At 67.8% G+C, this 24,947-nt stretch carries 27 protein-coding genes and 4 pseudogenes; 6 read left to right on the top strand and 25 right to left on the bottom strand.

Features of this window, described 5'->3' with window-relative positions; genetic code table 11:
• Position 1: 1 nt before the first annotated feature.
• The 21 genes and pseudogenes from H5J25_RS20430 to H5J25_RS01425 all read right to left on the bottom strand — a co-directional run bounded on the left by H5J25_RS20430 (position 2) and on the right by H5J25_RS01425 (position 16,155).
• Entirely contained in the window at positions 2-190 is a 189-nt protein-coding gene (locus tag H5J25_RS20430; RefSeq protein ID WP_225883271.1) for a hypothetical protein, read from the bottom strand.
• 193 nt (positions 191-383) lie between these two features.
• A complete protein-coding gene (locus H5J25_RS01520; RefSeq protein ID WP_202094048.1) occupies positions 384-812 on the bottom strand; it encodes an NlpC/P60 family protein in 429 nt (142 codons plus the stop codon).
• Positions 809-1,617, bottom strand: a pseudogene (locus H5J25_RS01515) (DUF2163 domain-containing protein). Before H5J25_RS01515 ends, H5J25_RS01520 begins: the two are co-directional and overlap by 4 nt.
• A 484-nt stretch (positions 1,618-2,101) precedes the next feature.
• Entirely contained in the window at positions 2,102-4,399 is a 2,298-nt protein-coding gene (locus H5J25_RS01510; protein ID WP_202094047.1) for a DUF2460 domain-containing protein, read from the bottom strand.
• A gap of 105 nt (positions 4,400-4,504) precedes the next feature.
• Positions 4,505-5,080, bottom strand: coding sequence for a tail tape measure protein (locus tag H5J25_RS01505; protein ID WP_202094045.1), 576 nt, complete (start codon positions 5,078-5,080; stop codon positions 4,505-4,507).
• Entirely contained in the window at positions 5,073-5,282 is a 210-nt protein-coding gene (locus tag H5J25_RS01500) for a phage tail assembly chaperone (protein WP_202094043.1), read from the bottom strand. Before H5J25_RS01500 ends, H5J25_RS01505 begins: the two co-directional genes overlap by 8 nt.
• A pseudogene (locus H5J25_RS01495) lies at positions 5,272-5,584 on the bottom strand (gene transfer agent family protein). Before H5J25_RS01495 ends, H5J25_RS01500 begins: the two are co-directional and overlap by 11 nt.
• Positions 5,581-5,988, bottom strand: coding sequence for a phage tail tube protein (locus tag H5J25_RS01490; protein WP_202094041.1), 408 nt, complete (start codon positions 5,986-5,988; stop codon positions 5,581-5,583). Before H5J25_RS01490 ends, H5J25_RS01495 begins: the two are co-directional and overlap by 4 nt.
• Complete coding sequence (gp17, locus tag H5J25_RS01485; protein WP_202094040.1) at positions 5,985-6,395, bottom strand: tail completion protein gp17; 411 nt, start codon at positions 6,393-6,395, stop codon at positions 5,985-5,987. The genes H5J25_RS01490 and gp17 overlap by 4 nt, the downstream gene beginning before the upstream one ends.
• Positions 6,392-7,132, bottom strand: a complete 741-nt coding sequence (locus tag H5J25_RS20425) for a hypothetical protein (protein WP_225883270.1) — start codon at positions 7,130-7,132, stop codon at positions 6,392-6,394. Before H5J25_RS20425 ends, gp17 begins: the two co-directional genes overlap by 4 nt.
• 53 nt (positions 7,133-7,185) lie before the next feature.
• The gene (locus tag H5J25_RS01475; RefSeq protein ID WP_202094039.1) at positions 7,186-7,452 is read right to left on the bottom strand and encodes a spike base protein, RCAP_Rcc01079 family; all 267 of its coding nucleotides are present in this window, start codon (positions 7,450-7,452) and stop codon (positions 7,186-7,188) included.
• A gap of 84 nt (positions 7,453-7,536) precedes the next feature.
• Complete coding sequence (locus H5J25_RS01470) at positions 7,537-8,577, bottom strand: phage major capsid protein (RefSeq protein WP_404829563.1); 1,041 nt, start codon at positions 8,575-8,577, stop codon at positions 7,537-7,539.
• Between the two features lie 486 nt (positions 8,578-9,063).
• The gene (locus H5J25_RS01465; RefSeq protein WP_404829562.1) at positions 9,064-9,390 is read right to left on the bottom strand and encodes an HK97 family phage prohead protease; all 327 of its coding nucleotides are present in this window, start codon (positions 9,388-9,390) and stop codon (positions 9,064-9,066) included.
• On the bottom strand, positions 9,387-9,692 hold the full coding sequence (locus tag H5J25_RS01460) for a DUF6127 family protein (protein WP_202094037.1): 306 nt from the start codon (positions 9,690-9,692) through the stop codon (positions 9,387-9,389). The genes H5J25_RS01465 and H5J25_RS01460 overlap by 4 nt, the downstream gene beginning before the upstream one ends.
• A pseudogene (locus tag H5J25_RS01455) lies at positions 9,689-10,854 on the bottom strand (phage portal protein). The gene H5J25_RS01460 and the pseudogene H5J25_RS01455 overlap by 4 nt, the downstream one beginning before the upstream one ends.
• Positions 10,855-11,106: 252 nt before the next feature.
• Complete coding sequence (locus H5J25_RS01450; RefSeq protein ID WP_225883269.1) at positions 11,107-11,379, bottom strand: endonuclease domain-containing protein; 273 nt, start codon at positions 11,377-11,379, stop codon at positions 11,107-11,109.
• Positions 11,380-11,596: 217 nt separating this feature from the next.
• Positions 11,597-12,268, bottom strand: coding sequence for a spermidine synthase family protein (locus tag H5J25_RS01445; protein WP_202094036.1), 672 nt, complete (start codon positions 12,266-12,268; stop codon positions 11,597-11,599).
• Positions 12,269-12,367: 99 nt separating this feature from the next.
• On the bottom strand, positions 12,368-12,970 hold the full coding sequence (locus H5J25_RS01440) for a PEP-CTERM sorting domain-containing protein (protein WP_202094034.1): 603 nt from the start codon (positions 12,968-12,970) through the stop codon (positions 12,368-12,370).
• A 150-nt stretch (positions 12,971-13,120) separates the two neighbouring features.
• A pseudogene (locus H5J25_RS01435) lies at positions 13,121-14,372 on the bottom strand (DNA-packaging protein).
• Positions 14,373-14,443: 71 nt separating this feature from the next.
• On the bottom strand, positions 14,444-14,908 hold the full coding sequence (locus H5J25_RS01430; protein ID WP_202094025.1) for a hypothetical protein: 465 nt from the start codon (positions 14,906-14,908) through the stop codon (positions 14,444-14,446).
• A gap of 245 nt (positions 14,909-15,153) precedes the next feature.
• A complete protein-coding gene (locus H5J25_RS01425; protein ID WP_202091504.1) occupies positions 15,154-16,155 on the bottom strand; it encodes an IS30 family transposase in 1,002 nt (333 codons plus the stop codon).
• 296 nt (positions 16,156-16,451) lie between these two features.
• Here H5J25_RS01425 and H5J25_RS01420 point away from each other — a divergent pair, with 296 nt between their 5' ends.
• Together H5J25_RS01420 and H5J25_RS01415 are read left to right on the top strand one after the other, a co-directional pair.
• Positions 16,452-17,141: an EI24 domain-containing protein gene (locus H5J25_RS01420; protein ID WP_202094024.1), complete on the top strand. Its 690-nt coding sequence runs from the start codon at positions 16,452-16,454 to the stop codon at positions 17,139-17,141.
• Positions 17,138-17,548 carry a hypothetical protein gene (locus tag H5J25_RS01415; RefSeq protein ID WP_225883268.1) on the top strand — a complete coding sequence of 137 codons (411 nt, stop codon included), beginning with the start codon at positions 17,138-17,140 and terminating at the stop codon, positions 17,546-17,548. Before H5J25_RS01420 ends, H5J25_RS01415 begins: the two co-directional genes overlap by 4 nt.
• Positions 17,549-18,181: 633 nt before the next feature.
• Here H5J25_RS01415 and queG read toward each other — a convergent pair.
• Positions 18,182-19,234, bottom strand: a complete 1,053-nt coding sequence (gene queG, locus H5J25_RS01410; protein ID WP_202094021.1) for a tRNA epoxyqueuosine(34) reductase QueG — start codon at positions 19,232-19,234, stop codon at positions 18,182-18,184.
• Between the two features lie 138 nt (positions 19,235-19,372).
• Here queG and H5J25_RS01405 point away from each other — a divergent pair, with 138 nt between their 5' ends.
• Genes H5J25_RS01405 through H5J25_RS01395 form a run of 3 tightly spaced genes read left to right on the top strand, consistent with a single transcriptional unit; the run spans position 19,373 to position 22,809 of the window.
• Positions 19,373-20,299: an ABC transporter ATP-binding protein gene (locus H5J25_RS01405; RefSeq protein ID WP_202095890.1), complete on the top strand. Its 927-nt coding sequence runs from the start codon at positions 19,373-19,375 to the stop codon at positions 20,297-20,299.
• Positions 20,296-21,549, top strand: a complete 1,254-nt coding sequence (locus H5J25_RS01400; RefSeq protein WP_202094019.1) for an ABC transporter permease — start codon at positions 20,296-20,298, stop codon at positions 21,547-21,549. The genes H5J25_RS01405 and H5J25_RS01400 overlap by 4 nt, the downstream gene beginning before the upstream one ends.
• Positions 21,550-21,609: 60 nt before the next feature.
• Complete coding sequence (locus H5J25_RS01395; RefSeq protein WP_202094017.1) at positions 21,610-22,809, top strand: cytochrome P450; 1,200 nt, start codon at positions 21,610-21,612, stop codon at positions 22,807-22,809.
• A gap of 8 nt (positions 22,810-22,817) precedes the next feature.
• On the opposite strand, the gene H5J25_RS01390 is transcribed toward H5J25_RS01395, so the two are convergent.
• Positions 22,818-23,099 carry an OTU domain-containing protein gene (locus H5J25_RS01390; protein WP_202094015.1) on the bottom strand — a complete coding sequence of 94 codons (282 nt, stop codon included), beginning with the start codon at positions 23,097-23,099 and terminating at the stop codon, positions 22,818-22,820.
• A 124-nt stretch (positions 23,100-23,223) separates the two neighbouring features.
• On the opposite strand from H5J25_RS01390, the gene msrB reads away from it, so the two are divergent.
• Positions 23,224-23,715, top strand: a complete 492-nt coding sequence (gene msrB / locus H5J25_RS01385; protein ID WP_202094014.1) for a peptide-methionine (R)-S-oxide reductase MsrB — start codon at positions 23,224-23,226, stop codon at positions 23,713-23,715.
• A 6-nt stretch (positions 23,716-23,721) separates the two neighbouring features.
• Here the strand turns inward: msrB and H5J25_RS01380 are convergent, their stop codons facing one another.
• Positions 23,722-24,294, bottom strand: coding sequence for a CHAP domain-containing protein (locus H5J25_RS01380; protein ID WP_202094013.1), 573 nt, complete (start codon positions 24,292-24,294; stop codon positions 23,722-23,724).
• Positions 24,295-24,639: 345 nt separating this feature from the next.
• A complete protein-coding gene (locus tag H5J25_RS01375) occupies positions 24,640-24,894 on the bottom strand; it encodes a DUF6356 family protein (protein WP_202094012.1) in 255 nt (84 codons plus the stop codon).
• Positions 24,895-24,947 lie beyond the last annotated feature (53 nt).

The following is a 24,947-nucleotide window of genomic DNA, read 5'->3' as shown; positions in this document are numbered from 1 at the left end:
CTTAGACGCGCGCGATCGGCGTGCCATAGGACGATGTCTGCAGCGCCAGTTCCTGCAGCCGCGGCCCTTCGCGCCCCTTCGGCTTGAACAGCACGTTGCGGTCGATCTCCTGCCCGATCACGCTTCCGATCGCCGCCCCGATCGGCCCACCGATCACCCCGCCGACCACCGTCAGCACCAAAGTCGCCATGATGTCCCCCGTCCCAAGAACCCGCTCGGTCTTTTCGAGCGCAGTCGGGCACCGCCAAGCTGCCCGAACCCCAACCGTTCGTTTCGAGCGAAGTCGAGAAACAGCCAAACCGCCCAGGTCCCGGTTTCTCGACTTCGCTCGAAACGAACGGCGTGTGGGTCGATCGACCAAACGACAGCGCCCCCGCCCGCACTCACCGCGCCAGCATCGCCTCCGCCGCATCCGCGTCGACCAGCGCCCAGGCGGCGACCAAAGGCCACGGCGCCGGATCGGGCCGCTCGACCACCCGGCGCAACATCGCATCCGCATGCACGAACCCGCCCACGCTCTTCACCGCGAGATGGAATTGCCCCGGCCCGGTCGCGAACAACAACACGTCGCCCGCCGCCGGCCGGTCCGTCCGGATCAGCGCGTTTGTGTCGATCAGCTCCAGAAAATCGTCCGCCAGCCCCCCGCGCAGCGCATAGCCGCTCGGAACCGGCCCCTTATATCCCGCCGCCCGCATCGCCAGCGCGGTCAGCCCGACGCAATCCAGCCCGTATTCGATCTCGCGCCCCTGCAACCGGTACCGCGCCCCCACCGCGGCGCGCGCCGCCACCACCGCCCGCTCCCGCGCGCTCATGCCCCCGGATACCGCGTCAGCAGGTCGATCCCGGGCAGATACGGCTCGCCGCGAAAGTTCGGCACATTCCCGAACCGCGCCGAACAGGTCGCCAGACTCTTGTCGCACCCCTCCGAAAGCTCGATCAGATCGCCCGCCACCACCGCCAGCGCCGGGTCCGTGCGCAACGTTACGGTCGCGCCCGACGAAGCAGCGATTGCCGCGCTCAACCCCGAATTGGCGCCGCCGAACCACCGCACCAGCCCCCGGCATAGGCGCCCGCCACCGGCTCGGCAGCGTCCAGCGTCACCACCCGCTCCGCCACCGACACCACCCGCGCAAACCGCCGCCGCCCCGCCATCGCCACCCCGCACCGCCGGTCGCCCAGTTCCGCACGGCATTCCGGCGACGTCTCCTCGCCCACCGGCCGATCCAGCCCCGCGCTCGCCCCGACCAGTTCGGCGGTGAAGCCCCCGTCCTTCGTCTCGACCGCGCCGATCACTCCCTCACCCAGATCGACGCGACCATCCGCGCCCGTCCAGTCCACCGCGAACACCCGCACCCGCGCCCCGTCCCAGCACCCCGCCAACAGATCGCGTTCCGATATCGCATCGGACGTCAGCGCCCCCGAAACATCCATCGTATCCGCCGCCAGCCCGTCGCCGCGCTCGATCGCCGACGGAGTCATTCCCGGCGCGGCGCGATGCACCAGGCCGTCGATCGTCAGATCGGCATCATGATCGGTCAACCCGATCGCCACCCCATCCCGCCGCTCGATCCGCCAGCACAACGCAATCGTCGTCAACGTCCCCCGCAGAAACGTCATCCTGGTTCTCCCTGTTTTTTCCGATTGTGGTGAGGATCGAACGTACGAGGCAGGACACACCCCCTCTAACTCCCCTCCCTGAAAAGGAGGGGCTGGGGGTGGGTCGAGGCCAGGCGACACCGCCACCTCATTCCCAAACCCACCGTATCGCCAGGACGCCACCCACCCCCGCCCCCTCCCTTCCTGGGAGGGGAGAAGGAATCCTGACTCCGCGCTCTATCTCCGCGTCTGCGCACCTCCGAGCCTTCGCGCCTCCACGTGAACCCACCCACGCAAAATCCTCGAGCGCCAAGCCTGAAGCGACACGTTCCCCCTCTGGGAGGGAAAGCCCCCTCCAACTCCCCTCCCTGAAAGGGAGGGGCTGGGGGTGGGTCGAGACCAGGCGACACCGCCACCCGCAGTCCCAGACCAACAGCATCGCCAGGACGCCACCCACCCCCGCCCCCTCCCTTTCAGGGAGGGGAGAAAAGCCCCGCGCAAAACCCTACCCCTCCCGAACCTCCACCAGCGCCACACTCGCCGCCGCCCCCGCCAGAAACGTCGCGCGGTTCACCGCCAGCCGGTCCTCCGCGAACCGCACCGGCACGTCGAACGCGAACCCGGCCGTCACCACCACCCCCGCCGCCGGCGCGGCATCCAGTTCCACCACCCCGCCAGCCCCCACGCCGAACCGCGATGTTACGACACCCCCCACGGCAACCGACACACTCCCCGCCACCGGCCGGGTGATCCGCCGCACACTCTCCCCATATTGCTTCACCAGCGGAAAACGTGTCGTAACCCCGTCCCCGACCCCGATCCGCTGGTCCAGCGCACTCCCCGCGCCAGACTTGGAATCGAACGGATCGCGCAGCCGAAACCCGCGCGCCGGCCCCAACCGCGCGCGATAGAAATCCAGCAACGCCGCGATATCCGCTTCGGATCGCACCCCCGGACCCACATCGTAGCGCGTCCGCGCCGCCGCCCAGCTTGCGTTGCGCGCCTCGTGCCCGCCCGCATTGGTCAGGATCGCGGTCGAGAATTCCGGCATCACTTCCGCCTCGCGCCCCAGCGCCAGCGGAAACAGCACGTCGTCGAATGCATCCACCGGTTCGTCCCCCAAATCGAAATGCAGAAATCCGTCGCGCATCACTTGCGGCAGCGCCCAGACGAACGTCCGCGCCACCCCGCGCGCCTGCGCCGCCGCGGCCGCCGCCTCGATCTCGCGCCAGTCGGCCGCATCGTCGGGCCGCAACACGAAACCGGAAAGATAATGCTGCTCCGCCGCCGGATAGCCCAGCCGCGCCTCCGCCAGCATGACCCCGCGCGCGCTCCGAGCAGTTTCGCCCGCCGTCACCCAGTCATAATCCTCAAGCTGCAGCACGTCGAAGGCGGGCCTCGCCCACCCCACCGGCAGGTTCGCCCGCATCAGATCCGGCGCCGCCGCATCCAGCACGGTCGGCAAATACGCCAGCAACAATGTCTCGCACCCCGCCGCGCCCGCCGCCGCCTTGGCCGCCCCCGCCAGCGCCGCGGTCGATGCCGCCAGCAGCACCCCCGCCGCGTCCAGCAGCGCCTTTTGCTCGCTCGACATCGGGTCACGCACGCTCTCGATCGTCACCGGATCGCCACCCAGCGCCGCCCGCGCCGCATCGTCGTACAGACACGGCCGGCCATCCGGCATCACCCACCACCACGGCTCACCGATCTGGAACTTCGGCGCCAATCCCGCCGCGACCGCAATCCCGATCAGCGCCGCCGCGACGCTCCGCAGATACCCCATCGCCCCGTCATGCGCGGGCGACAGCAAGGTGGACGGCGGTACCCAGCCGGTCAGCGCCGGCGCACCATCCGCCGCGCGCTGTTTCCAGTCGCCCCAGCAATGCGCGTCGAACAGTTCGTACGACAGCGACCAGATCACCTCATACCCGAATGCCGCCGCCCGTTCGGCAAAGTCGCGATGCCACGCCGCCGCCGCGACGTTCAGCACGCCCCCGCTTGCGCTCACGTAAAACCCGCCCGCTGCCGCCTCCAGCCGGAAGTAATGGCTCATCCCGACATAATGCGTGATCGCGCCGCGATACCCCAGGTGCAGCGCGTTGCGCAGCAATCGCGCGGGCGTCAGGTGATAGGAATCGTCATACCCGCTCGCAATGCACAGCCCATGCTCGGGCACCACCACATCGCCGATCGACAATACCGCCCCCGGCCCGTCGCAGGCGATCTCGGACAGCTCCACCCACGCCTCTACCGGCGCCGCCAACGCCGCGTCCTCGCCGGTAAATCCTTGCGCCACCAGCGACACGAACATCCGGTCGACATCCCCCGCCCAGACCGGGCCCGCCTCGCCCGGCAACAGGAACCCGCCCGACACGTCGGCAAAGTCGATCGCCACCAGCGCATCGTCCGGCGCGCCGGTCGCATAATTCCACAGCCGCACGTACCAGGCCCGCGCCACACCCGAAGCATCGCGCCCCTCGATCGTCAGCACCGGGCCGTTGATCGCATCCAGCGGCATCGTCCCCGCCGACCGCCAGCGGAACCGCAACCGGCACTCCCGGAAATCGCGCGCCGTCTCGTATCGCAGCAACGGATGGTCGTGCCGGTCCTCCGCTTCCCAGATCAGCCCCGCCAGATCGTCCGCCTTGTAGAACACCGCATCGACGCGCAGCGCGTGCGGCCCGGTCGTCACCACCGACGCCATCATCGGCCGCGGAAAGTTCACCGTCCAGAACCGCGGATCGAAGCGCGAAACAACGCCCTCCTCTTGCACCGTCCGCTCCCCAGCCAACCAATACGCCATAAAAAAGCCCTCTCCCCTTCAGGGGAGAGGGTTGGGAGAGGGGAAGTGTGTCCCACTCCAATCCCCGCTCACCCCAACCCTAAATCCCGCCCCAACGCCGCCAATCTATTCCGCCAAAGCCGCCCGAACCGCTCGCGCCACCTGCCGCCCCGACCGCGCCAACGCCTCCGGCGCCTCCCCGGCCCGCGCATTCACCGAGATGGAAATCCGCACGTCCCGTGCGCCCCCGCCACCGGACGCCTCGACCCGCCCGGCTCCCGTCGGCACGAACAGTTCCGGCCCGCGCTCGCCGACCATATAGGCCCGGCCCGGCGACACCGGCCCGCCCGTCGCCCGCCCCGGCGCGCCCGAAAACAGGCTCGTCGCCAGCGACAGCAACCCGTTCGCCCCGCCGCCCGATCCGCCACCCGGGGCCCGTCCCAGCAGCGCATCGATCCCGCCGCGCACCGCCGCCGCGGCGATCTCCGCCATCACGGCCAGCACGACCTGCCGCAGATCCTCGAACCCGATCTTGCCCTTGCGGATCGCGCGCATCAGCGAATCCTCGATCATCCGCCCCGCCTGGTCCGCCCCCGCGACCAATGGCCCGTCCAGCACCCCGCGCATCTCGCCCACGTCGCGCGCGAACGCCGCCGTATCGGCGCGCACGCTCACCACCATCCGTTCGATCTCTTCATCCATCCGGATAAGCCTCCCGCATCCACGCGATAACGTCCGCATCCGGCGGCGCGGGCGCATCGCCCTCCCCCTTCAGCGCCGCGATCACCGCCCCCAATTCCGCCGGCGTGGCGCTCCAGAACGCCTCCGCCCCCCACCCCAGAAACGCCCCCGCAAACCCCGCCAGCTTCAGCGCCGCCGCTCCGAACGTCCCGTCACCGCCCACCCAGGATCTGCCCCAGCAGCACGCGCAGCACCGGCGTCGCCTCCGACAGGCCCCGCGCCGCGACGCCCTCCCCCGAACGCCTCGCGCGTCAGCCCGTCCGGCACGTCACGCAGGCAATGCCAGAACAAAGCGACCATCTCGCCCAGCGCCAGCCGCCCCTCCGCCGCCCGCTCGACCAATGCGAACAGCGGTCCGATCTCCGCCTCCGCCGCCATCAGCGCCTGGAAGCTCGGACGCAGCACCAGCATCTCGCCATTGATCCGGATCGCCGCTTCGCCCCGCGCTGGATTCGCGGCGCTCATGCCGACACCACCGCGCCCGAACTCTCCAGGCTCAGCGTGTAGGATCGCTCGCCATTATAATCCCCAGCATAGTCCAGCCGCGTGACCAGGAACCGCCCGGTCATCGTCTCGCCGCTCTCGAACGTCAGCAGGTAATCGTCGATCGCACCCGACAGCGCATTGCCCTTGATCCGCACCTCGGCGGCGGATCCGGTGAAGATGCCCGCTCCCGATACGCTGACCGATCGCACCCCCGCGCCCGACAGCAGTTCGCGCCACCCGCCCGAATCCTTCGACGTGATCGCGACCATCTCGCCATTGACGCTCAACTGCGTCGTGCGCAGCCCCGCCACCGTCTGGTAGACGACCGGCGTCGCCCCGTTCCCGACCTTCAGCAAAAATGCGCTGCCCCGTTCCGCACTCATTCCACGTCTCCCTCGTTCGCCATCACCCGCACCCGGTATTCCAGCGTCGCGCTCCACCGCCCCGGCGGCCCGCGCAGCACGCGAAGCCGAACCAGCACGACGCTCGCCACGCGCCACCCCTCCAGCGCGCGCGGCAGCCGCTCGATCGCCCTGCCCGCCGCATCGGCCAGCCGCTGCACCCGCGCATTCGTCTCGGCGGCATCGCGGATCGTCAGCGCGACGCGCAGTTCCCGCCCCGCCGCCGTCTTCGTCCCCCAATCCACGCTCAGCAGGTCGCCCAGCTCGGCAAACGGCGTACTCGCCTTCACCGCCGGCCCCTCGAACACCCCGTTCAGCCCGGCGGACAGAACCGCATCCGCGCGCAGCACCGCCAGCACCGCCGCCTGCACCACCGCCTCCGCGCTCATCGAATCAAACTCCCGATCCAGCGGAGCGCGGGCATCAGCCCCCGCCCTGTCACGATCACCTCGCGCCCGGACACCTCGACCTCCGCCCCCGGAACCTCGCGCGCCACCGCCTCCGCGACCCGCGCGCGCACCGCATCCGCCCGCGCCTCGCCGATCGCAGCCCCCCGCGCTGCCAGCCGCTCCAGGCTCATCGGATCCGCTCCAGCAGGATCACGCGCCGATACGGTCGCCACAACGCCGTCACCGCCGCCGGGGCCGGGCCGCCCACGCCGTCGCGCTCGGCCTGCAAATGTCCGATCAGCCGCACCACGCCCTGCGCGATCGGTGCAGGCAGCCCCGCCCAGTCCGCCGCCAGCCCGGCCGTATAGTCGACCGATATCCGCGCGGCCCCGCGCGCATCCGTCACCCGGACCCACCCGTCCCCCCTCCGCGTCGATGTCGACCGCATAGCCGTCGCCCGCCAGCGCAATCGCGGTCCCGTCCGCCGCCACCCCCTCGACCGTGCCGATCGCCGTCACCGGCGTCGCGGGCAGCAATCGCCACCCGGTCTTCAGCGGCAGCACCGCCCTATGCCCGCGCACGATCAGCGCGGTGCGCAGGAACGTCTCCGCCATCGCCAGCGCGGCAAGGGCGAGCGCGTCGATCACCGCATCCTCGTCGCCGATCGACAGCGGCGCATAATCCTTCGCCGCCACGCGCGCGTCGGCGATCACCTGCGCCGGAAAGCCAGGAGCCATATCGATTTCCTTGTCTGTGAAGCCCGCACGCACCCCCCGGCGCGCATCGGGCGTCAGTAAAGCGCGATCAGGTCCGCCGCCGTCGTCCCCGTCGCCCGCACGAAGGCGGCGCGAAACGGCAACACGCTGCCCGCCGCCACGTTGCGGAACACCACGTCCGCCCCGCCCCCCACGCCGCGCGCGGTGACGTGTCCGCCCGTCCCGACATACAGCGCCTTGGGAATATCGGTCAGCGCGGTCCCGTCGCTCGGCACCACCGCCACCGCACGCGTCGCCGGCGCCGACACCTGGTCGGCACTGTTCGCAAAGCCATCCGCCATGCTCATTCTCCTCGATATCTTTGAAAAAGGCCCCGCCCCCGCCGCACCGGATCGTTCCGGCACGACGAGAGCGGGAAAGGCCGCCTACGACGCCGCGAACTTCATCAGCTTGATCGCCTCGCTGTTCGACACGCACCCGCCGATCCGCTTCGTCGCGTAGAAATTGACGAACGGCTTGTTCGAATACGGATCGCGCAGGATCACCGTCTCGCTGCGTTCGGCGATCAGATAGCCCGAGCGGAAGTTACCGAACGCGATCGAAAGCGCGTTCGCCGCCACGTCCGGCATGTCCTCCGCCTCGATCACCGGATAGCCGAGCAACGTCGCCGGCTGCCCCGCAGCAAGACTCGGCGACCACAGGAACTGCCCGTCGCTCGTCTTGAACTTGCGGATCCGCGATACCGTCGCCGCATTCATCACGAACACCGCACCCTGCCGGTACGGCGCACGCAGCGCCTGGACCAGATCGATCAGCCGGTCCTGCGGATTGGTCCCGAAATCGCCCGCCGCACCCGATGGCAGATACTGCAACTGCCCGAACGTCCGCGTCGCATCCGACGCCGCTGACGTCGCCCCCTGCAGGAACCCGCGCGGCCGGTTGGTCCCGGTTCCATTGACGAAGGCCGACCCTTCCGCCTTGGCGAATTCGGTCGCGATCTCGCCCGCCAGCCAGGTCTCGACGTCGAACGCCGCATCGTCCAGCATCGCCTGGCTGGCGGACGGATTGGCGAACAGTTCGCCCATCGGCGGGACGATCTCGGTAAAGACCGGCGTCGCCGTCTCGCCCCGCGGACCCGTCTCCGACGCCCAGCCGGACGGCGTGCCCCCCGTCGTCACCAGCTTGCGATACCCCGCGCTCCCCACCTGCACGACATTCGCCACCGACCGGATCGGAGAGATCGCCTTCAACGTCGCATCGATCTCCGCATCGATCTCGCGCGGCACCGCATAGCCGCCCGCATCGCCCGTCAGCCCGGTGAACGACTTCATCTCCACCACGGCCCCCGACCGCAGGAACCCTCCGAACGCCCCGGAACCGGTCGCCCGCGCGCCCTCCAGCAACGGCCGAACCACCGCGCTGCCCAACGTCACACCCTCGAAACTCGCGTCCAAAGTATCGCTCATGCTCATTCTCCTCGACAGAAACGAAAAAGGCGCGCCCCGGTGGGACGCGCCCAAACCCCTGAAATCGCGTGGGGATTGCCCCAACACCCCCGTCATCCCCGCGCAGGCGGGGATCCATAATCACGCCATCGGACGGAGCCGCGAAAGGCCGCTCCTATGGACTCTCGCCGACGCGGGAATGCCGATCCGAAAGGACGCCACTCCCCAAAAAAGCCCTCTCCCCTTCAGGGGAGAGGGTTGGGAGAGGGGCAGTCCAAAGCGACGCCCCTGAGTAAAAAGAACCGTTCGTTTCGAGCGAAGTCGAGAAACCCCTTCCCCAAGCCACCGCCATGTTTCTCGACTACGCTCGAAACGAACGGAGAAGGTGTACCCCTGAAACCAAGCCCCCCGAACCCGAACCCCTACCCCTCCACAGCATGCACCCGCGCCAGCCCCTGCATCGGCTGCGCGACCAGACTGATCTCCACCAGTTCCACCCCCGTCAGCTCACGCACCCGCCCGCCGCCGGAACCGCCCGCCGCCCCCCCGCGCCGCCACCACCCGATAGCCGAACGACAATCCCCGCACCGCGCCGGACGCGACCAGTCCCGCCAGCCGCGCATCCTCGATCCGCCCGATCACGCGCAGCCCCTGCGCATCTTCGGCCAGCGATTCCACCACGCCCACCGGCGCCCCGCGATGCTGCCACAACAACGGCACCGGCCCGGACACTTCACCCCGGCCCAGCCCCCCGAACGCCCCCGCCCGCACCACGTCGCCTCCCCGGTCGATCCGGTCGAACACCGCCGCATATCCGGCAAAGCGCACGCTCACTTGGCGAACTCGTGCAGCCCGAACTTCAGCGCGAAGCCCGCCATCAGGATCACCGGCACCATCTTCAGCGTCCAGCCGAACACCGCCTGCCACATCGACTTCTTCGCCTCGCGCCACGCCGTCAGCAATTCGCGCAGCTCGGCCATGTCCTTGGCGGCGGCAGGGTCGTCCAGCCCCAGCCGCGTCAGCGCGCGGCTCGCGCCCAGCTCGCCCGCTTCCTCCGCAATCGCGCGCAGCACGATCAGGTCCGCGCCACCCTCCGCCGTCTGCGACAGCAATTGCGCGAGTATTGCCCCGGTCACGTCACCACCTCCCTTTCGGTCTCCGACCCGCCCGTCGCCGTCTCACTCCGCGCCGCCGGATACCCGACCAGCGCACGCTTCTCGTCGCGGCTCAGGAACTCGGCCGCGCTCACCTGCGCCCACAATCGCTCGCGATCCTCGGCCAGCGCCGTCACCCGGTCCAGATCGACCGCCGCCGCCGCGCCCGGAAACCAGCCCGCCAGCGCCTGCACCAGACCCGACAGGATCGTATCCGCCAGCGGCAGGATCGCGAGCCGCCACAGCGCCCGGTTCGCCTCGCGATAATTGGCATAGGTCGCGTCGCCCGGCAGGCCGAGCAGCATCGGCGGCACGCCGAATGCGGTCGCGATCTCCCGCCCCGCCGCATCGCGCATCCCCGCGAAATCCATGTCCGCCGGCGTCAGCGACAGCGCCTGCCATTTCAGTCCGCCCTCCAGCAGCATCGGCCGCCCGGCATTGGCGGCGCCCGAAAAGCCCGCCTCCATCTCCGCCTTCAGCCGCGCGAACTGTTCTGTCGACATCGCCGATCCGTCCGCCGGATCATAAACGAGGGCACCCGAAGGCCGCGCCGCATTGCCCAGCAACGCCGCATTCCACCGCGCCGCCGCATTGTGCACCGCGATCGCCCCCGCCGCCGCGCCGAGGCATCCCAGTCCGGCATGATCGTCCAGCGGGTGGAACGCCTTGATATGCACCACCTCGACCCGCCCGTCCGGATCCTCCGCCACCAGCCGCGTCGTCCGCTCGCCGACCTTGTACGCATAGGCGACCGGCCACCCGCCCGCGTCCATCACCACGCTCACGCGCTCGGGCCGCAGCGCATACAATTCCACCACGCGCCCCGCGCCATCGGTCAGCACCTGGATATAGGCATTGCCGTGCAGCAGCATCTGCGCCGCCAGCGTCGACAGCAACGCCTGCCCACCCGATCGCGCCCGGATCAACCGCTCGATCTCGGGCGAGGACACGGCCAGCGGCACCCCCACAACCCATCCGCGACCAGCCGCACCGCCCGCTGCGCGATCGCATTGTCCAGATACGCCGCCCGCACCTGAGCCTCATACCCGCTAGGATACACCCCCACCGCCCGCGCCGCCCACCCACGCGACAAAACCGGACGCGGATCCCCACGCCCGGCCGACTTCCAGCCAAACCATTTCATGATCGTCTCCTGAGAATATTCGCGCCGCTAAGGAGGGCGATCCCCTTCTTCCCCCCTCCGAGAAGGGAAAGGTCGCCCCTTCTTCTCCCCTCCCTGGAAGGGAGGGGTCGGGGGTGGGTAGGCCTGCGGCAGCTACACCCCCCGCCGCCTCTCCCGTGCAGCAGCAACGTAAGGCTCTACACCACCTCGCGTCGAAACCGCCGCCAGGATCACTGCCACCACGCCATCCACATTAGCCACCACGTCCGGGTTCTAGAACCGCAGGACCTGCCAGCCTTCAGCCTCCAGCCACTGCGTCCGCCGGGTATCGTGTTCCAGACGCTCCGAATGCTGACCGCCGTCCAGCTCGACCGCGACCTTGGCGGCCCGACAAGCAATGTCGATGATGAAGTGCCCCACGACCAATTGCCGCGTAAAGCGCGGTCGATACGTCCTCAGCGCATGCCATAATATCCGCTCGGCTTCGGTCGAACCGTTCCGAAGCTCGCGGGCATTACGCCGCAACTCAGGCGGTGTGCGCTCCATCTCCATTCCCCCGATGTCAGCCCAGGCGTCCACCCACCCCCGACCCCTCCCTTCCAGGGAGGGGAGCAAGAAGAAGGAAGGGCACCCCTTCTTCTCCCCTCCCTGAAAGGGAAGGCACCCTTACTTCTCCCCTCCCTGAAAGGGAGGGGCCGGGGGTGGGTCGACTGCGACAGCTACAACCGCCGCCCCCAAACCCAAACCGCCGAAACCCGAAACCCTACCCCTTGGTCGCAAACCAGATCACATGCCGCGGCCCCTTGCCGTTCGACCGCGCCTTCACCGCCACCTCGTCCACCGCGAACCCCGCATCCTTCAGCCGCCGCGTGAACTTGTCGTCCGACGCCGCGGACCATACCGCCAGCACCCCGCCCGGCGTCAGCGCGTTGCGCGCCGCGGCCAGCCCGCGCGCCGAATACAGCCGCCCGTTGACCGGCCGGACCAGTCCGTCCGGCCCGTTGTCGACATCCAGCAGGATCGCGTCATACCCGCCGTCGGCATGCTGGATCGGCACCGCGACATCCTCCTCGACGATCGTCACCCGCGGATCGTCCAGGCAGTCCCCGGTCAGGTCCGCCATCGGCCCGCGCGCCCATTCGAGGATCTTGGGCACAAGCTCCGCCACGTCGATCAGCGCATCCGGCCCGGCTTCCTTCAACGCCGCACGCAGCGTGAAGCCCATCCCGTATCCACCGATCAGCATCCGCAACTGCCTGCGCCCGCGCAGCCGCTCGCACGTCATCACCGCCAGCGCTTCTTCCGACCCGCTCATCCGGCTGTTCATCAGCTCGTTGCGGTCCAGCACGATCATATGGTCCCCGCCGCGCCGGAACAGCCGCAGCGGCTCCCCGCCCGGCACCTCGGCGACATCGATCAATTCCCGTGGCGTCACGCCTCTTCTCCCGGCTCGTTCGGCGCCCTCTTAACGTGCAGGCAGCAAAAAGCCGCCAGCCTTTCGGCCAGCGGCTTTCCGATACTCAAGAACGCGAGATCAGGCGAAGCGGACCGCCGTCGAAACCTTGCTGCGACGGCGCAGGCTGAACCCCATCACCCCGAACCCGCCGATCATCATCCCCCACGTGCCCGCTTCCGGCACCGCCGCGGCGGGGGCGTTCGCGAACGTGCGGAAGGTCAGGTCGGCATTCCGAACCGCGCCCCGTCCGAGATAGGATTGCCCGTCGGCATAGGCGTTGCGGCTGGAATAGGTGAAGACCACGGGACGGTTGGCGCTTGCGGACAGCCAATAGGTCTGACCGACGACGAGCGCAGCCTGCGCCCAGGCGACGTCGACCCAATTGCCTGCGGTGCCGTTTGCGGTGCCGGACGCGATCACCTTCCCGCCCGACGCCGGGTTGGCGCTCAGCAGCTTGAGCGTGACCGCCGTGGTGCCGAAGTTGAACGCCGACAGGAAGACGCCTGCACCGACCGAATTGTCGTACCCGGCAGTGAAGGACTGCGAGATGATCGGCCCCACGCCCAGATAGGCCAGGGCGTTCCGGCCGACGGTCTGGCTCTGGTCCACCACCGTGGTGGCGGAGGCGGGCAGGGCGACGACAGCGGCGGCGGCAGCGATAGCGAGTGCGAACTTGTTCATGAAATCTGATCCCCGATAAGAAGCGGAACCCCCCGCTTCATCTGACCCAAGCTTCGCAAAGACCGTGCCAATGGCGGATATCCCGGATGAACGATACTTAACGCCGTTTCGCGCCACCCCGGAGTGTAAATCCCTCCGACACCCGGACGTTTACAACGCCCGCACCGCCGCCACCTGCCGCTTGCCCAGCATCAGTTCGGTTAACGCCCAGACGAGCGCATCCGCGCGGTCCGGCGACCGGCCCGGCCCCTGATACGCACCGCCCGCCACTAGCCCGCACAATTCGTCCTCCAGCGCCCCGAACACGCCGATATGCGACACCTTCCCGCATTCGTAGAGCGCCACGACCGGCTCGGCCCGCGCGATCTTGCCCGTCGTCGCATGCACCAGCCGGAGCGGCAGCGTCGCATCGGCGGCGACGAGCACCGACCGGACCATCGCCCCGCCCTGGTTGACCTCCGCCACCACGCGGTCCGCCCGGTTGCGCAGCGCACAGTCGGCCACCGCCCGCGCCCAGCCTTCCGGCGACCGCCCCGCCACGCTCGCATCCTCGATCACATAGCCGCGCGCATCCTCGCCCAGCGCGACGCACACGATCCCGCACGCATCGCCGGTCATGCCCGCCGGCGGATCGACCGCCACCACGATCCGCACGAACGCCGGCAAGCCCTCCGCGCCCGCCGGCCACCGGCACGCATCGATCAGGTCGCGCGTCCACAACGCACCCTCGACATCGTCGATCAGCTCGCCATCCAGCTCCTGCCGACCCAGCCGGCTGCCCCCGTACAGATCCGTCCACGCCGCCACCGTCGCGTCGGGCAGGTGCGGATTGTCGTACGTCCGCCCACGTGTCTCCACCGCATCCTTCGCGGTCACCAGGCGCCGCAACAGCGCGATCGACCGCGGCGTCGTCGTCACCACGACGCGCGGCTGATCCCCCCACGCGCAGCCCCATCACCAGATTGTCCCACGCCGAATCCGCATAGCGCCACTTGGCAAGCTCGTCGCACCACGCCGCATGATGCGCCGATCCGCGCAGCGATTCCGGCGCCGCGGCGGCATAGGCGAATCCCCGCGCGCCCGATGCGAACTGCACCTCGCCCGTGCTGCGATGCCATTCGATCCGCTCGTCGCTGCGCGCCACCGCCAGCAACCCGGCCTCGCCCTCGATCATCACCCGGCGCACCTCGTCCGCCGTCGCGCCGACCAGGGCGATCCGGCCGCCGGGGTTCGCCCGCGCCACTGCGCTGATCCATTCCGCCCCGGCGCGCGTCTTGCCGAAGCCCCGCCCGGCGCGGATCATCCACACGCGCCAGTCGCCCGGCGGCGGCAATTGCCCGTCATGCGCCCAGCCGGTCCAGTCGTCGTACAGCGCCCGGCGCGCAGGGGGCGACATGCCCATGACGACCCGCCAGCGTATCTTGACGTCCAGCGCCAGCAACCGCGCGATCAACTCGCGGCGAAACGGCACCGTCACGTACGTTTCGCCGCCAGCGCGTCCAGCCGTTGCAGCAACGCCGCATCGACCTCGCCCTGCGACATGATCGTATTGGTCTTGGGCTTCGATGCCGAACGCGGCCCCCGCCGCATTTCCAGAACCTTGATCGCCAATGCCGGATCGAACGGCACGTCCGGCGCCCGCACCGCCTCGATCTCGTCCTCGTCCGGATTGGCGCCACCGGGCTGGCCCAACGCGCGGAACAGCAATTCGTTTTCCAGCAGCTCGTACCCCGCCTCCAGCGCGGCGCTCCACAGCAAGGCGAACTCACCGTCCCGCGCCCGCAGGGCATGCGCCCCGCGTACCGAAAGCCCCACGGCCCTGGCGGCGATCGTGGCGTTACAGGTTTCCCCCAACACGGTGAGGAACGTCGCCCGCTTGCTCTTGGTCCAGCCGTCCCCGCGCGTAGACTGTATATGCACCCTTTTCGATTCAGTCATCTGCCGCCCCCTTCAGATCGTCCGCGAGCCAGGCCGCAGCCCTGGATACGCCGCCCCAACGAAAACGGGCCGGAAGGCGTCGCCGCCCCGGCCCGTTTCCCGTCCGGCGACCCCCGCCGCCCGACTCGCAATTCTTCAACGTTCCTGTTATGTACCCAATGAGCGTGACGCTGTCAACCCAATTTAACCCATCTGGATAATTTCGGCTTCCTCTCCGTCATCCCCGCGCAGGCGGGGATGTGGATTCACGTTTGAAGTGCACCGTTTGAGAGAGCGATGAATGCCTCGGCGGGTGTCTGGAAGTCGAGGCATTTTCTGGGGGTATTGTTGAGGCGCTCGGCATAGGCACGGAGTTGCCGGTGGGTGATCGTGTCGAGGTCGGTCTTGCGGGGCAGGACGCGGCGCAGCCGGCCGATGGTATTTTCGACCCCGCCTTTTTGCCAGGGGCTGCGGACATCGCAGAAGAAGGTGGCGACGCCGAGACGATCGTGCAGGCGATAATGCTCGGCGAACTCGGTGCCGTTATCGAAGCTGATGGTGCGCCGCATGTCGCGGGGGATGGCGCGCAGGTGCGCTGCGATACGGCTGGCGGTCAAGGCGGCTTTGCGGTGCGGTGGCTTGTCGAGAATGGTGAAGCGGGTCTGTCGTTCGTGCAGGACGAGGATGTTGTGACCGTATCGGGCGAACAGCATGTAGTCGGCCTCCCAGTGGCCCGGCTGGTCGCGCCGGTCGGCCTCTGCGGGCCGTTCGGACAGGGGTATACGGTGCTGGATGAAGCTGGCCGGACTGCCGCCGCGGCGTGCATATCGCCCGCGCCTGAACTTCGCGCGGGGCAGCAGGCGGTGCCAATGGTCTTTCTGCGCCGAGCGGTGATAGACGTAGCGATAGATTGACTCATGGCTGATCACGGTGCGACCAGCATCACGCGCCAGCCGGCCGGCGATCTGTTCGGGGGAATGTCCCATCGCAAGGCCTTTCCTCACGATCTCTCGCAGGTCCGGCTGGCGTACCAGCTTGAAGCGACCGTCCCAGCGCCGCCGCCGTGCCGCCAGCGCATGCGCCCGCGCCGGGGCATAGCCCCCATCCCAGACCTTCGTCCGCTGGCTATTGCGCCGCCGCTCGCGACCGATCGTCGTATGATCCCGGCCGATCGCCGCCGCTATCGCACGATCCGACAGCCCGGCGGCATGCAACCGCGCAATCTCGATCCGCTCGTCTAGGCTGAGCTGCCTGTATCTTCGCCCCATCGCACTACCACCCTAGCAGTGGTGCACTTCTTTCGTGAGTCCAGGGGATCCATAATCACCGCATCGCACCGTATCTCCAACCTCGCGAAAAGGCCTCTCACCTGCCTCTCCTCTCACCCACCCCCCTCCGTTCGTTTCGAGCGAAGTCGAGAAACCCGCAGACACCGCGCAGATCAGGTTCTCGACGTCGCCCGAACCGAACGGAACGCGGCAGGACATCCGCCCCCCTCCCGAAGCCCCCAAACACCCCCAAACCCCGCTTTGTCCCCCGACCAAATATCCCTACACCCGGCATCATGATCCACGCCTTCGCCCTCTCCATCGCGCAACTCGGCGACCGCCGCATCGTCGGCGTCTTCCTGAAATCCCTGCTGCTGACCGTCGTCCTGCTGATCCTGCTCGGCGTGGCGGGATGGTTCGGGATGATCCGGCTGATCGAATGGTCGGGCGCAGCGGACGTGGTGTACGATTTCGCCGGCATCGTCGCAGCCATCCTCGCATTGATCGCGGCGGGCGTGCTGTTCCGCGCGGTCGCGATGCTCGTCATCGGCCTGTTCGCCGACGATGTCGTCCAGGCGGTCGAATCCAGACATTATCCGGACCGGCTCGCCGCCGCGCGCAAGGTGCCGCTCGCCCGCTCGATGGCGATGGGCGCCGGGTCCGCCGCACGCTTCCTGATCGTCAATCTGGCGCTGTCGCCGATCTACCTGCTGCTGCTGGTCACCGGCATCGGCCCGGCGATCCTGTTCTTCGTCGTCAACGGCTGGCTGCTCGGCCGCGATCTCGGCGACATGGTCGCGGTCCGCCACGTCGCGGCGACCGATCTGAAGGCGTGGCGCGGCTCCACCGCGATCAGCCGTTTCGTCCTCGGGCTGATCGGCACCGGCCTGTTCGTCATCCCCATCGTCAACCTCGCCGCACCGGTTATAGTCGCCGCGATGGCCACGCACTGGTTCCATCTCAGATTGCGGGGGAAAAACTCATGAACCGGTCGCGCGCGTCGAAGCCTCCCCACCCGATCCGGCCCACACTCCTGATCCTGCCCGCTCTGGCCCTGCTCGCCGGCTGCGCCAGCACCGGCACGACATCCCGCCCCGCCCGCGCCGGCCCGATCCCCATCCCCACCGGCACGCTGGGCCTGGAAGGCGTCCTGGGCCAGAACGCCCGCGGCCTCGTCGCCCGCTTCGGCACCCCCACCGCAGACCTGATGGAAGGCACCGCGCGCAAACTCCAATTCTCCAGCGCCACCTGCGTCCTCGACGCCTATCTCTATCCCAAGGGATCGAGCGAACCCACCGTCACCTATCTCGACACCCGCCAGACCGACGGCAGCCCCATCGACCGCGCCAGCTGCGTCTCCGCCCTCCAAATGCGCGCGCGGACGGGGAAGTGAGGGGCTGAGGCTTCGGGGGCGGGGGAGTCGGATTACGGGCGAGTACCTGCTGATCTAATCCAAAGATCGAAACCGCACCCCGGGCGTCCACCCACCCCCCAGCCCCTCCCTTCCAGGGAGGGGAGCGCGAAGAAGAGCGCGCCCTCTCTTCTCCCCCTCCCTGAAAGGGAGGGGCCGGGGGTGGGTCGGTTGCGGCAGCACAATCCGCCAACACCAAAGCGAACCCCGAAGCGTCCGCCCGACCTTTCAGCCGCATCCACAAATCGAAACCGCATCCCGGGCGTCCACCCACCCCCAGCCCCTCCCTTCCAGGGAGGGGAGCAAGAAGAAGAGCGCCCCCCTCTTCTCCCCTCCCTGAAAGGGAGGGGTCGGGGGTGGGTCGATTGCGGCAGCACACCCCATCAATCCCAAAGCGAACCCCGAAGCGTCCGCCCGACCTTTCAGCCGCATCTACAAATCGAAGCCGTATCCCGGGCGTCCACCCACCCCCAACCCCTCCCTTCCAGGGAGGGGAGCAAGAAGAAGCGCGCGCACCCCTCTTCTCCCCTCCCTGAAAGGGAGGGGCCGGGGTGGGTAGGTTGCGGCAGCACACCCCACCACCCCCAAGCAATCCCCGAAGGCGTCCGCCCCAACCTACCGCAACCGCCCCAAAGCCCACTCCGCCGCCTCGCGCACCACGGCCGACGCATCCCCCAACAACCCCTCCACCACCGGCACCAACCCGACAGCCCCGCTATTCCCCGCCGCGATCAAACAGTTGCGCACCATCCGGTCGCGCCCGATGCGCTTGATCGGCGATCCCGCAAACACCTGACGAAACCCCGCATCGTCCAGCGCCAGCAGATCCCCCAGTTCCGGAACCGTCAGTTCCGCGCGCGGCGCGAACGCCAGATTCGCCTGTGCCGACGCCGCGAACTTGTTCCACGGGCACGCCGCCAGACAATCGTCGCAGCCATAGATGCGGTTGCCGATCGCCTCGCGGAATTCGTGCGGGATCGGCCCGGCATGCTCGATCGTCAGATATGAGATGCAGCGCCGCGCATCCAGCCGGTACGGCGCGGGGAACGCATCCGTCGGGCAGGCGCGCTGGCACGCATCGCAACTGCCGCACGTATCGCTGCCCGGCACATCCGGCGCCAGATCCAGCGTGGTGTAGATCGCGCCCAGGAACAGCCAGCTACCGTGATCCCGGCTGACCAGATTGGTGTGCTTGCCCTGCCACCCCAACCCCGCCGCCTCGGACAGCGGCTTCTCCATCACCGGCGCGGTATCGACGAACACCTTCAAGTCGATCGGCACGTCCGCCCCGCGCTCCGCCACCAGCCACCGCGCCAGCGCCTTCAGGTTACGCTTCACCACATCGTGATAATCGCCGCCCTGCGCATAGACCGAGATCCGCCCCACCTCGCCCTCGCCGGCCAGCGCGAGCGGATCGGTCGCGGGGGCATAGCTCATGCCCAAAGCGATCACCGATCGCACTTCGGGCCACAATCCGGCCGGGGATCCGCGCTCGGCGCTGCGGTCCTCCATCCAGATCATGTCGCCGTGCCGCCCCTCGTCCAGCCACTGGCGCAGCCGCGCGGCGGTCTGCGGCGCAGCATCCGCGCGCGCCACGCCGCACGCAACGAACCCGAGTTCCTGCGCTTTCGCCTTCAGGCGTTCAGTCAATGGCTTGTCTTGCAGCACCCTGCCCCGCTAACACGCGAAAACAGAGGGCACACCCTTTCCGTTCGTGTCGAGCGACGTCGAGACACCGTATCGCGCCACGGACTCCCGACGCCATTCGAACCGGACGGACGGGCGCGGCGACCAAGGGGAAGCAAGATTTCGAGCGATCTGGCGATCAGCGCGACCGGGCTGGTCAAGAATTTCGGCGGGCGACGCGTCGTCGACGGCGTCGACATCGCCGTGCCCAAGGGGCTGATCTACGGCGTGCTCGGCCCCAATGGCGCGGGCAAGACGACCACGTTGCGCATGCTGCTTGGCATCATCGAACCCGATGGCGGCCACCGAACCCTGCTCGGCCACGATCGTCCGCGCGAGGCGAGCGACCGCGTCGGCTATCTGCCCGAGGAACGCGGCCTGTACCCCGCGATGAAGGCGCGCGATGCGATCGCCTTTCTCGGCGCGTTGCGTGGCCTCGATGTCAAGACAGGCCGCAAGCGCGCAGTCGAACTGCTCGAAGCCGCCGGGCTCGGCCATGCGGTGGATACCAAGATCCGCAAACTGTCCAAGGGCATGGCGCAACTCGTCCAGTTGCTCGGCTCGGTCGTGCATCAGCCCGATCTGCTCGTGCTCGACGAACCCTTTTCCGGGCTCGACCCCGTCAATCAGGAACGGCTGGAGGCGCTGATCATCGCCGAGCGCGATCGCGGCGCGACGATCCTCTTCTCCACGCACGTCATGGCGCATGCCGAACGGCTGTGCGACCGGCTGGCGATCATCGCCGGGGGCAAGCGCCGCTTCGAGGGCACCGTGGCGGAGGCGCGCGGCACGCTGCCGATGCGCGCGCATTACGTCCCGAATCATGACGGCGAAGGGGTCGCGGCGTTGCTCCCCGCCGATGCCGTGCGCGCAGCGGACGGCTGGACCTTCACCGTGCCGGACGAAGGCGCGGAGGCGACGTTGAAGGCGCTGATCGATGCAGGCTTCGGGATTTCCGGCCTGTCGATCGAACGCCCCGGGCTGCACGACGCGTTCGTCCGCATCGTCGGCGCGGATGACGCCCGGACCCTGGAGCACGCGGCATGACCTCTACCGGCAACACCCGCCGCCTGATCCGCCAGACGCTGACGATCGCACGCCGCGATTTCATCGCCACGGTCTTCACCCCGACCTTCCTGATCTTCCTGTTCGCGCCGCTCATCATGGGCTCTTTCGGCGCGATCGGCGGGCTCGGTGCGGCGACCGTCGCTTCGGGGTCGGACAGCAAGACGCGCATCGTCGCGATCGTTCCCGCGGGCGAGGCGGCGACGATGAAGGCGGCGGACAAGCGCCTCCGCCAGATCTTCCGCGGCCGCGACGAACGTCCGCCGGAACTCGTCACGCAGGCACCGGACGCCGATCCCGCCGCCCGCGCGCGCGCCGAATTGCAGGCGAAGGATTATGACGTCGCCGCGGTGCTCTACGGTCCGCTTAAGACCCCGACGATCCTCTACGGCGCACAAGGCTATCGCACCGCGGACTATCTCGCCGAACTCGCCGAACAGACGGTGCGCGCGGACATCACCGGCGGCGCAGCCCCGCTCAGCCGCGCGACCAAGACCTCAGTCGTCCGCGCAAAGGCCTCGATCGGCGGCAAGAACCAGGCCGCCTTCTTCACCGTCTTCGGCATCTTTTTCCTAACCCTTCTCCTCGCCGGTCAAGCGGTAGGCACGATGGCCGAGGAACGCAGCAACAAGGTGATCGAGGTGCTGGCCGCCGCGGTGCCGCTCGAATCCGTCTTCCTCGGCAAGTTGCTCGGCATGTTCGGCGTCGCGGTGTTGTTCGTCGCCTTCTGGGGCACGCTGGTCAGCCAGGTGACGACGCTCATGCCCGCCGGAATGGCCGCCGGTCTCGCCAATATCGGCCCCGCCATCGGCATGCCCGCCTTCACCCTCTTGTTCTTCGCCTACTTCACCATGGCCTACCTCCTCCTAGGCGCCGTCTTCCTCAGCGTCGGCGCGCAAGCCTCGACGATGCGCGAGATCCAGATGCTGTCGCTGCCGATCACCATCGTGCAGGTGGCGATGTTCGGGCTTGCCTCCGTCGCCGCGTCGCGCCCCGGCACGCCCGTCGCGACGTTCGCCGAATGGTTCCCCTTCTCGTCGCCCTTCGCTATGGCGGCGCGCGCAGCCAACCGGCCTGAAATCTGGCCGCACCTGCTCGCGCTCGCCTGGCAGATGATCTGGGTCGGCATTACGATCACGCTCGGGGCGCGCGCTTTCCGTCGCGGAGTGCTGCAATCGGGCAGCGGCAAGATGAACCTCCTTTCACTGTTCCGCCGGCGTGCGACCGCGTAAAATGCTATTGACCGCCGTGTAAGTTACCGCTCCACTCTCCCAAAATAAGGGAGAGGCATAATGGACCCGCTGGATGTCAGCCGTGCAGAGCTGTACCGCGACGATACGTGGCACGCGCCGTTCCGCGAGCTTCGCGCCACCGCGCCCGTCCACCGGGTCGAGGATAGCGACTTCGGCCCCTATTGGTCGATTTCCAGCTACAAGCCGATCGTCGAAGTCGAATCGCTTCCCGACGCCTATTCCTCTGCCCGCGGCATCAGCATAACCGACTTCATCGAGGATCATTCGGCGGTGAAGATGCCGATGTTCATCGCGATGGACCGCCCCAAACACACCGGCCAGCGCCGCACCGTCGCCCCCGCCTTTACCCCCAGTGAAATGGTCCGGATGTCGGATAACATCCGCCGTCGGACCGGGGAGATACTAGATTCGCTACCTGTAGGACAGGCGTTTGATTGGGTCGACACGGTGTCGATCGAACTCACAACGCAAATGCTTGCGATCCTGTTTGACTTTCCGTGGGAGGACCGCCGCAAACTGACCTTCTGGTCCGATTGGGCCGGCGATATCGAGGTCGTGAAGAGCGAAACCCTGCGCGCCGAACGCCTGACGCACATGTATGAGTGCGGCGCCTATTTCCAGAAGCTGTGGGATGCGAAGGTCGGCAAGGATCCGACGCCGGACCTGATTTCGATGATGATCCACTCGGATGCGATGCGCGAGATGGATCATCTGGAATTCCTCGGCAACCTCATCCTGCTGATCGTCGGCGGCAACGATACGACGCGCAACACGATGAGCGCGATCGCCTACGGACTCGACAAATTCCCCGACGCCCGCACGCAGTTGGAGAACGATCCATCGCTGATCCCCAACACCGTGCAGGAAGTCATCCGCTGGCAGACGCCGCTCGCGCACATGCGCCGCACCTCCACACGCGACATGGAACTGCACGGACAACACATCGCCGCGGGCGACAAATTGATCATGTGGTACCTCTCGGCCAATCGCGACGAGAGCGTGTTCGAAGATGCCGATCGCATCCAGGTCGATCGCCCGAACGCGCGCCGTCATCTCGCCTTTGGACACGGCATCCACCGCTGCGTCGGTGCGCGACTGGCGGAATTGCAGATCGCGACGTTGTTGGAGGAAATGGCGAAGCGCAGGATGCGGGTCAACGTAATCGCCGAGCCCGAGCGCGTTGCCGCCTGCTTCGTCCACGGCTACAAAAAGCTGCCGGTGGAGATTTCCCGCTACTGATACGCGCTTCAGCTGGGCTTGATCGTCTCGACCCGCACCGGATCCGCGCCGCCCGAACAATCGCCGCCGTCCCGGGCGACGACCGCAGGCGGCTTTGCCCGGCCCATCGTCCAGTTCGCTTGCAACCGCACGCGCGGGTTCGGCGCGCACCAGATCTCGCCGGTTTCGTTCATCGCGGTGACCCAGATCAGATTATGCTCCTGCCCGTAATCGATCACGGCAATCGCGAATCCGGCGCCCTTGTCCAGAACATGCACGGGGATAGGCGTCTCAAGCTGCTGGAAAGACATCGGGATACTCCGGGGTGAGTATCGTAAGCGCCTGAAATTGATCTAAGTTCCTCTCCACGCCGGGGTGCATCTCGCAAGCGACCGCCCCGTACCTATATAGTTCACGGCAACAATAGAGTTTCAAATGATCCACGATCGACGCACGTTCCTTGGCCTGGCAGGCTCCGGCGCCGCCGCCTTTGCGCTGTTCGGCTGCTCGGACGCGACCGCTGCGCAGGAGAAGTTCGAACTGACGCTCAGCGACGCGCAGTGGAAGGCGAAGCTGTCGCCCGCCGCCTATAAGGTGTTGCGTCACGAGGATACGGAAAGGCCGTTCAGCAGCCCGCTCAATGACGAACACCGCGCTGGAATCTTCGCCTGCGCCGGATGCGCGCTGCCTGCTTTCTCGTCGAATACCAAGTTCGACAGCGGCACCGGCTGGCCCAGTTTCTGGCAGCCTTTGACGAACGCCGTTCGCACACGGAACGATGGATCCCTGGGGTTCAGCCGCGTCGAAGTCCATTGCCGTCGCTGTGGCGGGCATCTCGGCCACGTGTTCGACGACGGCCCCAAGCCGACCGGAAAGCGCTATTGCATGAACGGCGTGGCAATGACCTTCCGACCCGCCAAGGCGTAGCAAGGCTCAGAAAGCGACGCGGTCCACCAGCGACAGCATACCGACCGAAGTGTCGCCGTTTGCCGGAGCCTTGGCCGCCTCGTTCGACGCCATCGTTATTGTCGGCAGGGCGTCACCCTTCGGCGCGCCGTTCGCGTAGATGAAGCCGTTCGCGGCATAGGCCGTCGTGCCGAGATCGCCATTGCTCGCGTACCAGACCTTCACCAGGCTCCAGTCGCCCTTGGCAGATACGTCGATCGCGCGAACGTCCCGCTCGATCCCGCCGCGGCGCGACCAGTTGGCGTGCGTCAGGCGCACTTCGCGGTCGCTGACGACGCTCGACACCATCGCGACATGTCCGAGACGCATCCGCGCGCTCGACTGAATGCTCAGCACTGCACCGACCTTCGGCGCGTTACCGCGATCGTAGCGACCGGCGGCCTGGCTCCACCAGGTGTTGGCGTTGCCGTGAATGTCGATGCCCGAGATCGTCCGGGCATAAGGCGCGCACTGCCAGAACTGCGCCGCAGCAGGCGTAGCCGTCATCAGGACGCACGAAAAAACCAGCGCAAATCGCGCTGCCAAAGCCCGAAAATTCATTGAAACCCCCAAGGTCCCGCTCAACTCGTGAGTGTCCAAAAGCAGGTCCCGCCCGCTATGGAAACCCCGCCGCAGTGCAACAGGGAACCTTTCAGGATGAAGTGAGTTTGCCGCGCGGTGAACGACCCGGGAAGCGGGTCATCGGCCTGTGAGACAATCGAATTTTCGGGCTGGAATATTCGATAACGCCCGATCGCCGCTCATATTCGAGCGACAAGACCAGCCCGGACGACGACGTCACCCCGACACGTTCCGGGGTCCACTGTCCCGCACATGCAGTCGTTCGAGCCTATTGCCGCGCTTCGACACTCTAGGAATCAATCGCGGGCGGAAGCCCCCAAGCGATCAGATTACGTACTCCACCGTCATCATCTGCGTCTGGTCCGCCCGCTTCGCCGCGCGCTTGGCGAGCATCTCCTTGTGCAGGCTCGCTACCGTATCGCTGCCCGCCGTCTTCCAAGCGAAGGGCAGCCAGGCATGCGCCGCGCAGCGCAGCCCGCCCCACATCATCCGCACGCCAAAGCTGCTCGCCACCATGAAATGCTCGCCGAAACTCTCGCCGATGGATTCGGGGTGATCGAGGAACAGGCGACGGAACATGCTAACGACCTCATATTGCTAGAATCGAGGATACCATATCACACGCGAGCGTG

This window comes from Sphingomonas aliaeris (assembly GCF_016743815.1).
GTDB lineage: Bacteria > Pseudomonadota > Alphaproteobacteria > Sphingomonadales > Sphingomonadaceae > Sphingomonas > Sphingomonas aliaeris.
The sequence above is the reverse complement of the archived record's forward strand: the minus strand, read 5'-3'. Positions and strand labels throughout refer to the sequence as shown.

Excerpts from the sequence above, each read along its gene's own strand:
- msrB (WP_202094014.1), top strand. The coding sequence starts at position 23,224 with ATGATCCACGATCGACGCACGTTCCTTGGCCTGGCAGGCTCCGGCGCC.
- H5J25_RS01395 (WP_202094017.1), top strand. The coding sequence starts at position 21,610 with ATGGACCCGCTGGATGTCAGCCGTGCAGAGCTGTACCGCGACGATACG.
- H5J25_RS01425 (WP_202091504.1), bottom strand. The coding sequence starts at position 16,155 with ATGGGGCGAAGATACAGGCAGCTCAGCCTAGACGAGCGGATCGAGATT.
- H5J25_RS20430 (WP_225883271.1), bottom strand. The coding sequence starts at position 190 with ATGGCGACTTTGGTGCTGACGGTGGTCGGCGGGGTGATCGGTGGGCCG.
- H5J25_RS01440 (WP_202094034.1), bottom strand. The coding sequence starts at position 12,970 with ATGAACAAGTTCGCACTCGCTATCGCTGCCGCCGCCGCTGTCGTCGCC.
- H5J25_RS01375 (WP_202094012.1), bottom strand. The coding sequence starts at position 24,894 with ATGTTCCGTCGCCTGTTCCTCGATCACCCCGAATCCATCGGCGAGAGT.
- H5J25_RS01510 (WP_202094047.1), bottom strand. The coding sequence starts at position 4,399 with ATGGCGTATTGGTTGGCTGGGGAGCGGACGGTGCAAGAGGAGGGCGTT.
- H5J25_RS01430 (WP_202094025.1), bottom strand. The coding sequence starts at position 14,908 with ATGACTGAATCGAAAAGGGTGCATATACAGTCTACGCGCGGGGACGGC.
- H5J25_RS01470 (WP_404829563.1), bottom strand. The coding sequence starts at position 8,577 with ATGAGCGATACTTTGGACGCGAGTTTCGAGGGTGTGACGTTGGGCAGC.
- H5J25_RS20425 (WP_225883270.1), bottom strand. The coding sequence starts at position 7,132 with ATGGCTCCTGGCTTTCCGGCGCAGGTGATCGCCGACGCGCGCGTGGCG.
- H5J25_RS01380 (WP_202094013.1), bottom strand. The coding sequence starts at position 24,294 with ATGAATTTTCGGGCTTTGGCAGCGCGATTTGCGCTGGTTTTTTCGTGC.
- H5J25_RS01520 (WP_202094048.1), bottom strand. The coding sequence starts at position 812 with ATGAGCGCGCGGGAGCGGGCGGTGGTGGCGGCGCGCGCCGCGGTGGGG.
- H5J25_RS01390 (WP_202094015.1), bottom strand. The coding sequence starts at position 23,099 with ATGTCTTTCCAGCAGCTTGAGACGCCTATCCCCGTGCATGTTCTGGAC.
- H5J25_RS01475 (WP_202094039.1), bottom strand. The coding sequence starts at position 7,452 with ATGGCGGATGGCTTTGCGAACAGTGCCGACCAGGTGTCGGCGCCGGCG.
- H5J25_RS01400 (WP_202094019.1), top strand. The coding sequence starts at position 20,296 with ATGACCTCTACCGGCAACACCCGCCGCCTGATCCGCCAGACGCTGACG.
- H5J25_RS01450 (WP_225883269.1), bottom strand. The coding sequence starts at position 11,379 with ATGGAGCGCACACCGCCTGAGTTGCGGCGTAATGCCCGCGAGCTTCGG.
- H5J25_RS01490 (WP_202094041.1), bottom strand. The coding sequence starts at position 5,988 with ATGAGTGCGGAACGGGGCAGCGCATTTTTGCTGAAGGTCGGGAACGGG.
- H5J25_RS01415 (WP_225883268.1), top strand. The coding sequence starts at position 17,138 with ATGAACCGGTCGCGCGCGTCGAAGCCTCCCCACCCGATCCGGCCCACA.
- gp17 (WP_202094040.1), bottom strand. The coding sequence starts at position 6,395 with ATGAGCGCGGAGGCGGTGGTGCAGGCGGCGGTGCTGGCGGTGCTGCGC.
- H5J25_RS01505 (WP_202094045.1), bottom strand. The coding sequence starts at position 5,080 with ATGGATGAAGAGATCGAACGGATGGTGGTGAGCGTGCGCGCCGATACG.
- H5J25_RS01420 (WP_202094024.1), top strand. The coding sequence starts at position 16,452 with ATGATCCACGCCTTCGCCCTCTCCATCGCGCAACTCGGCGACCGCCGC.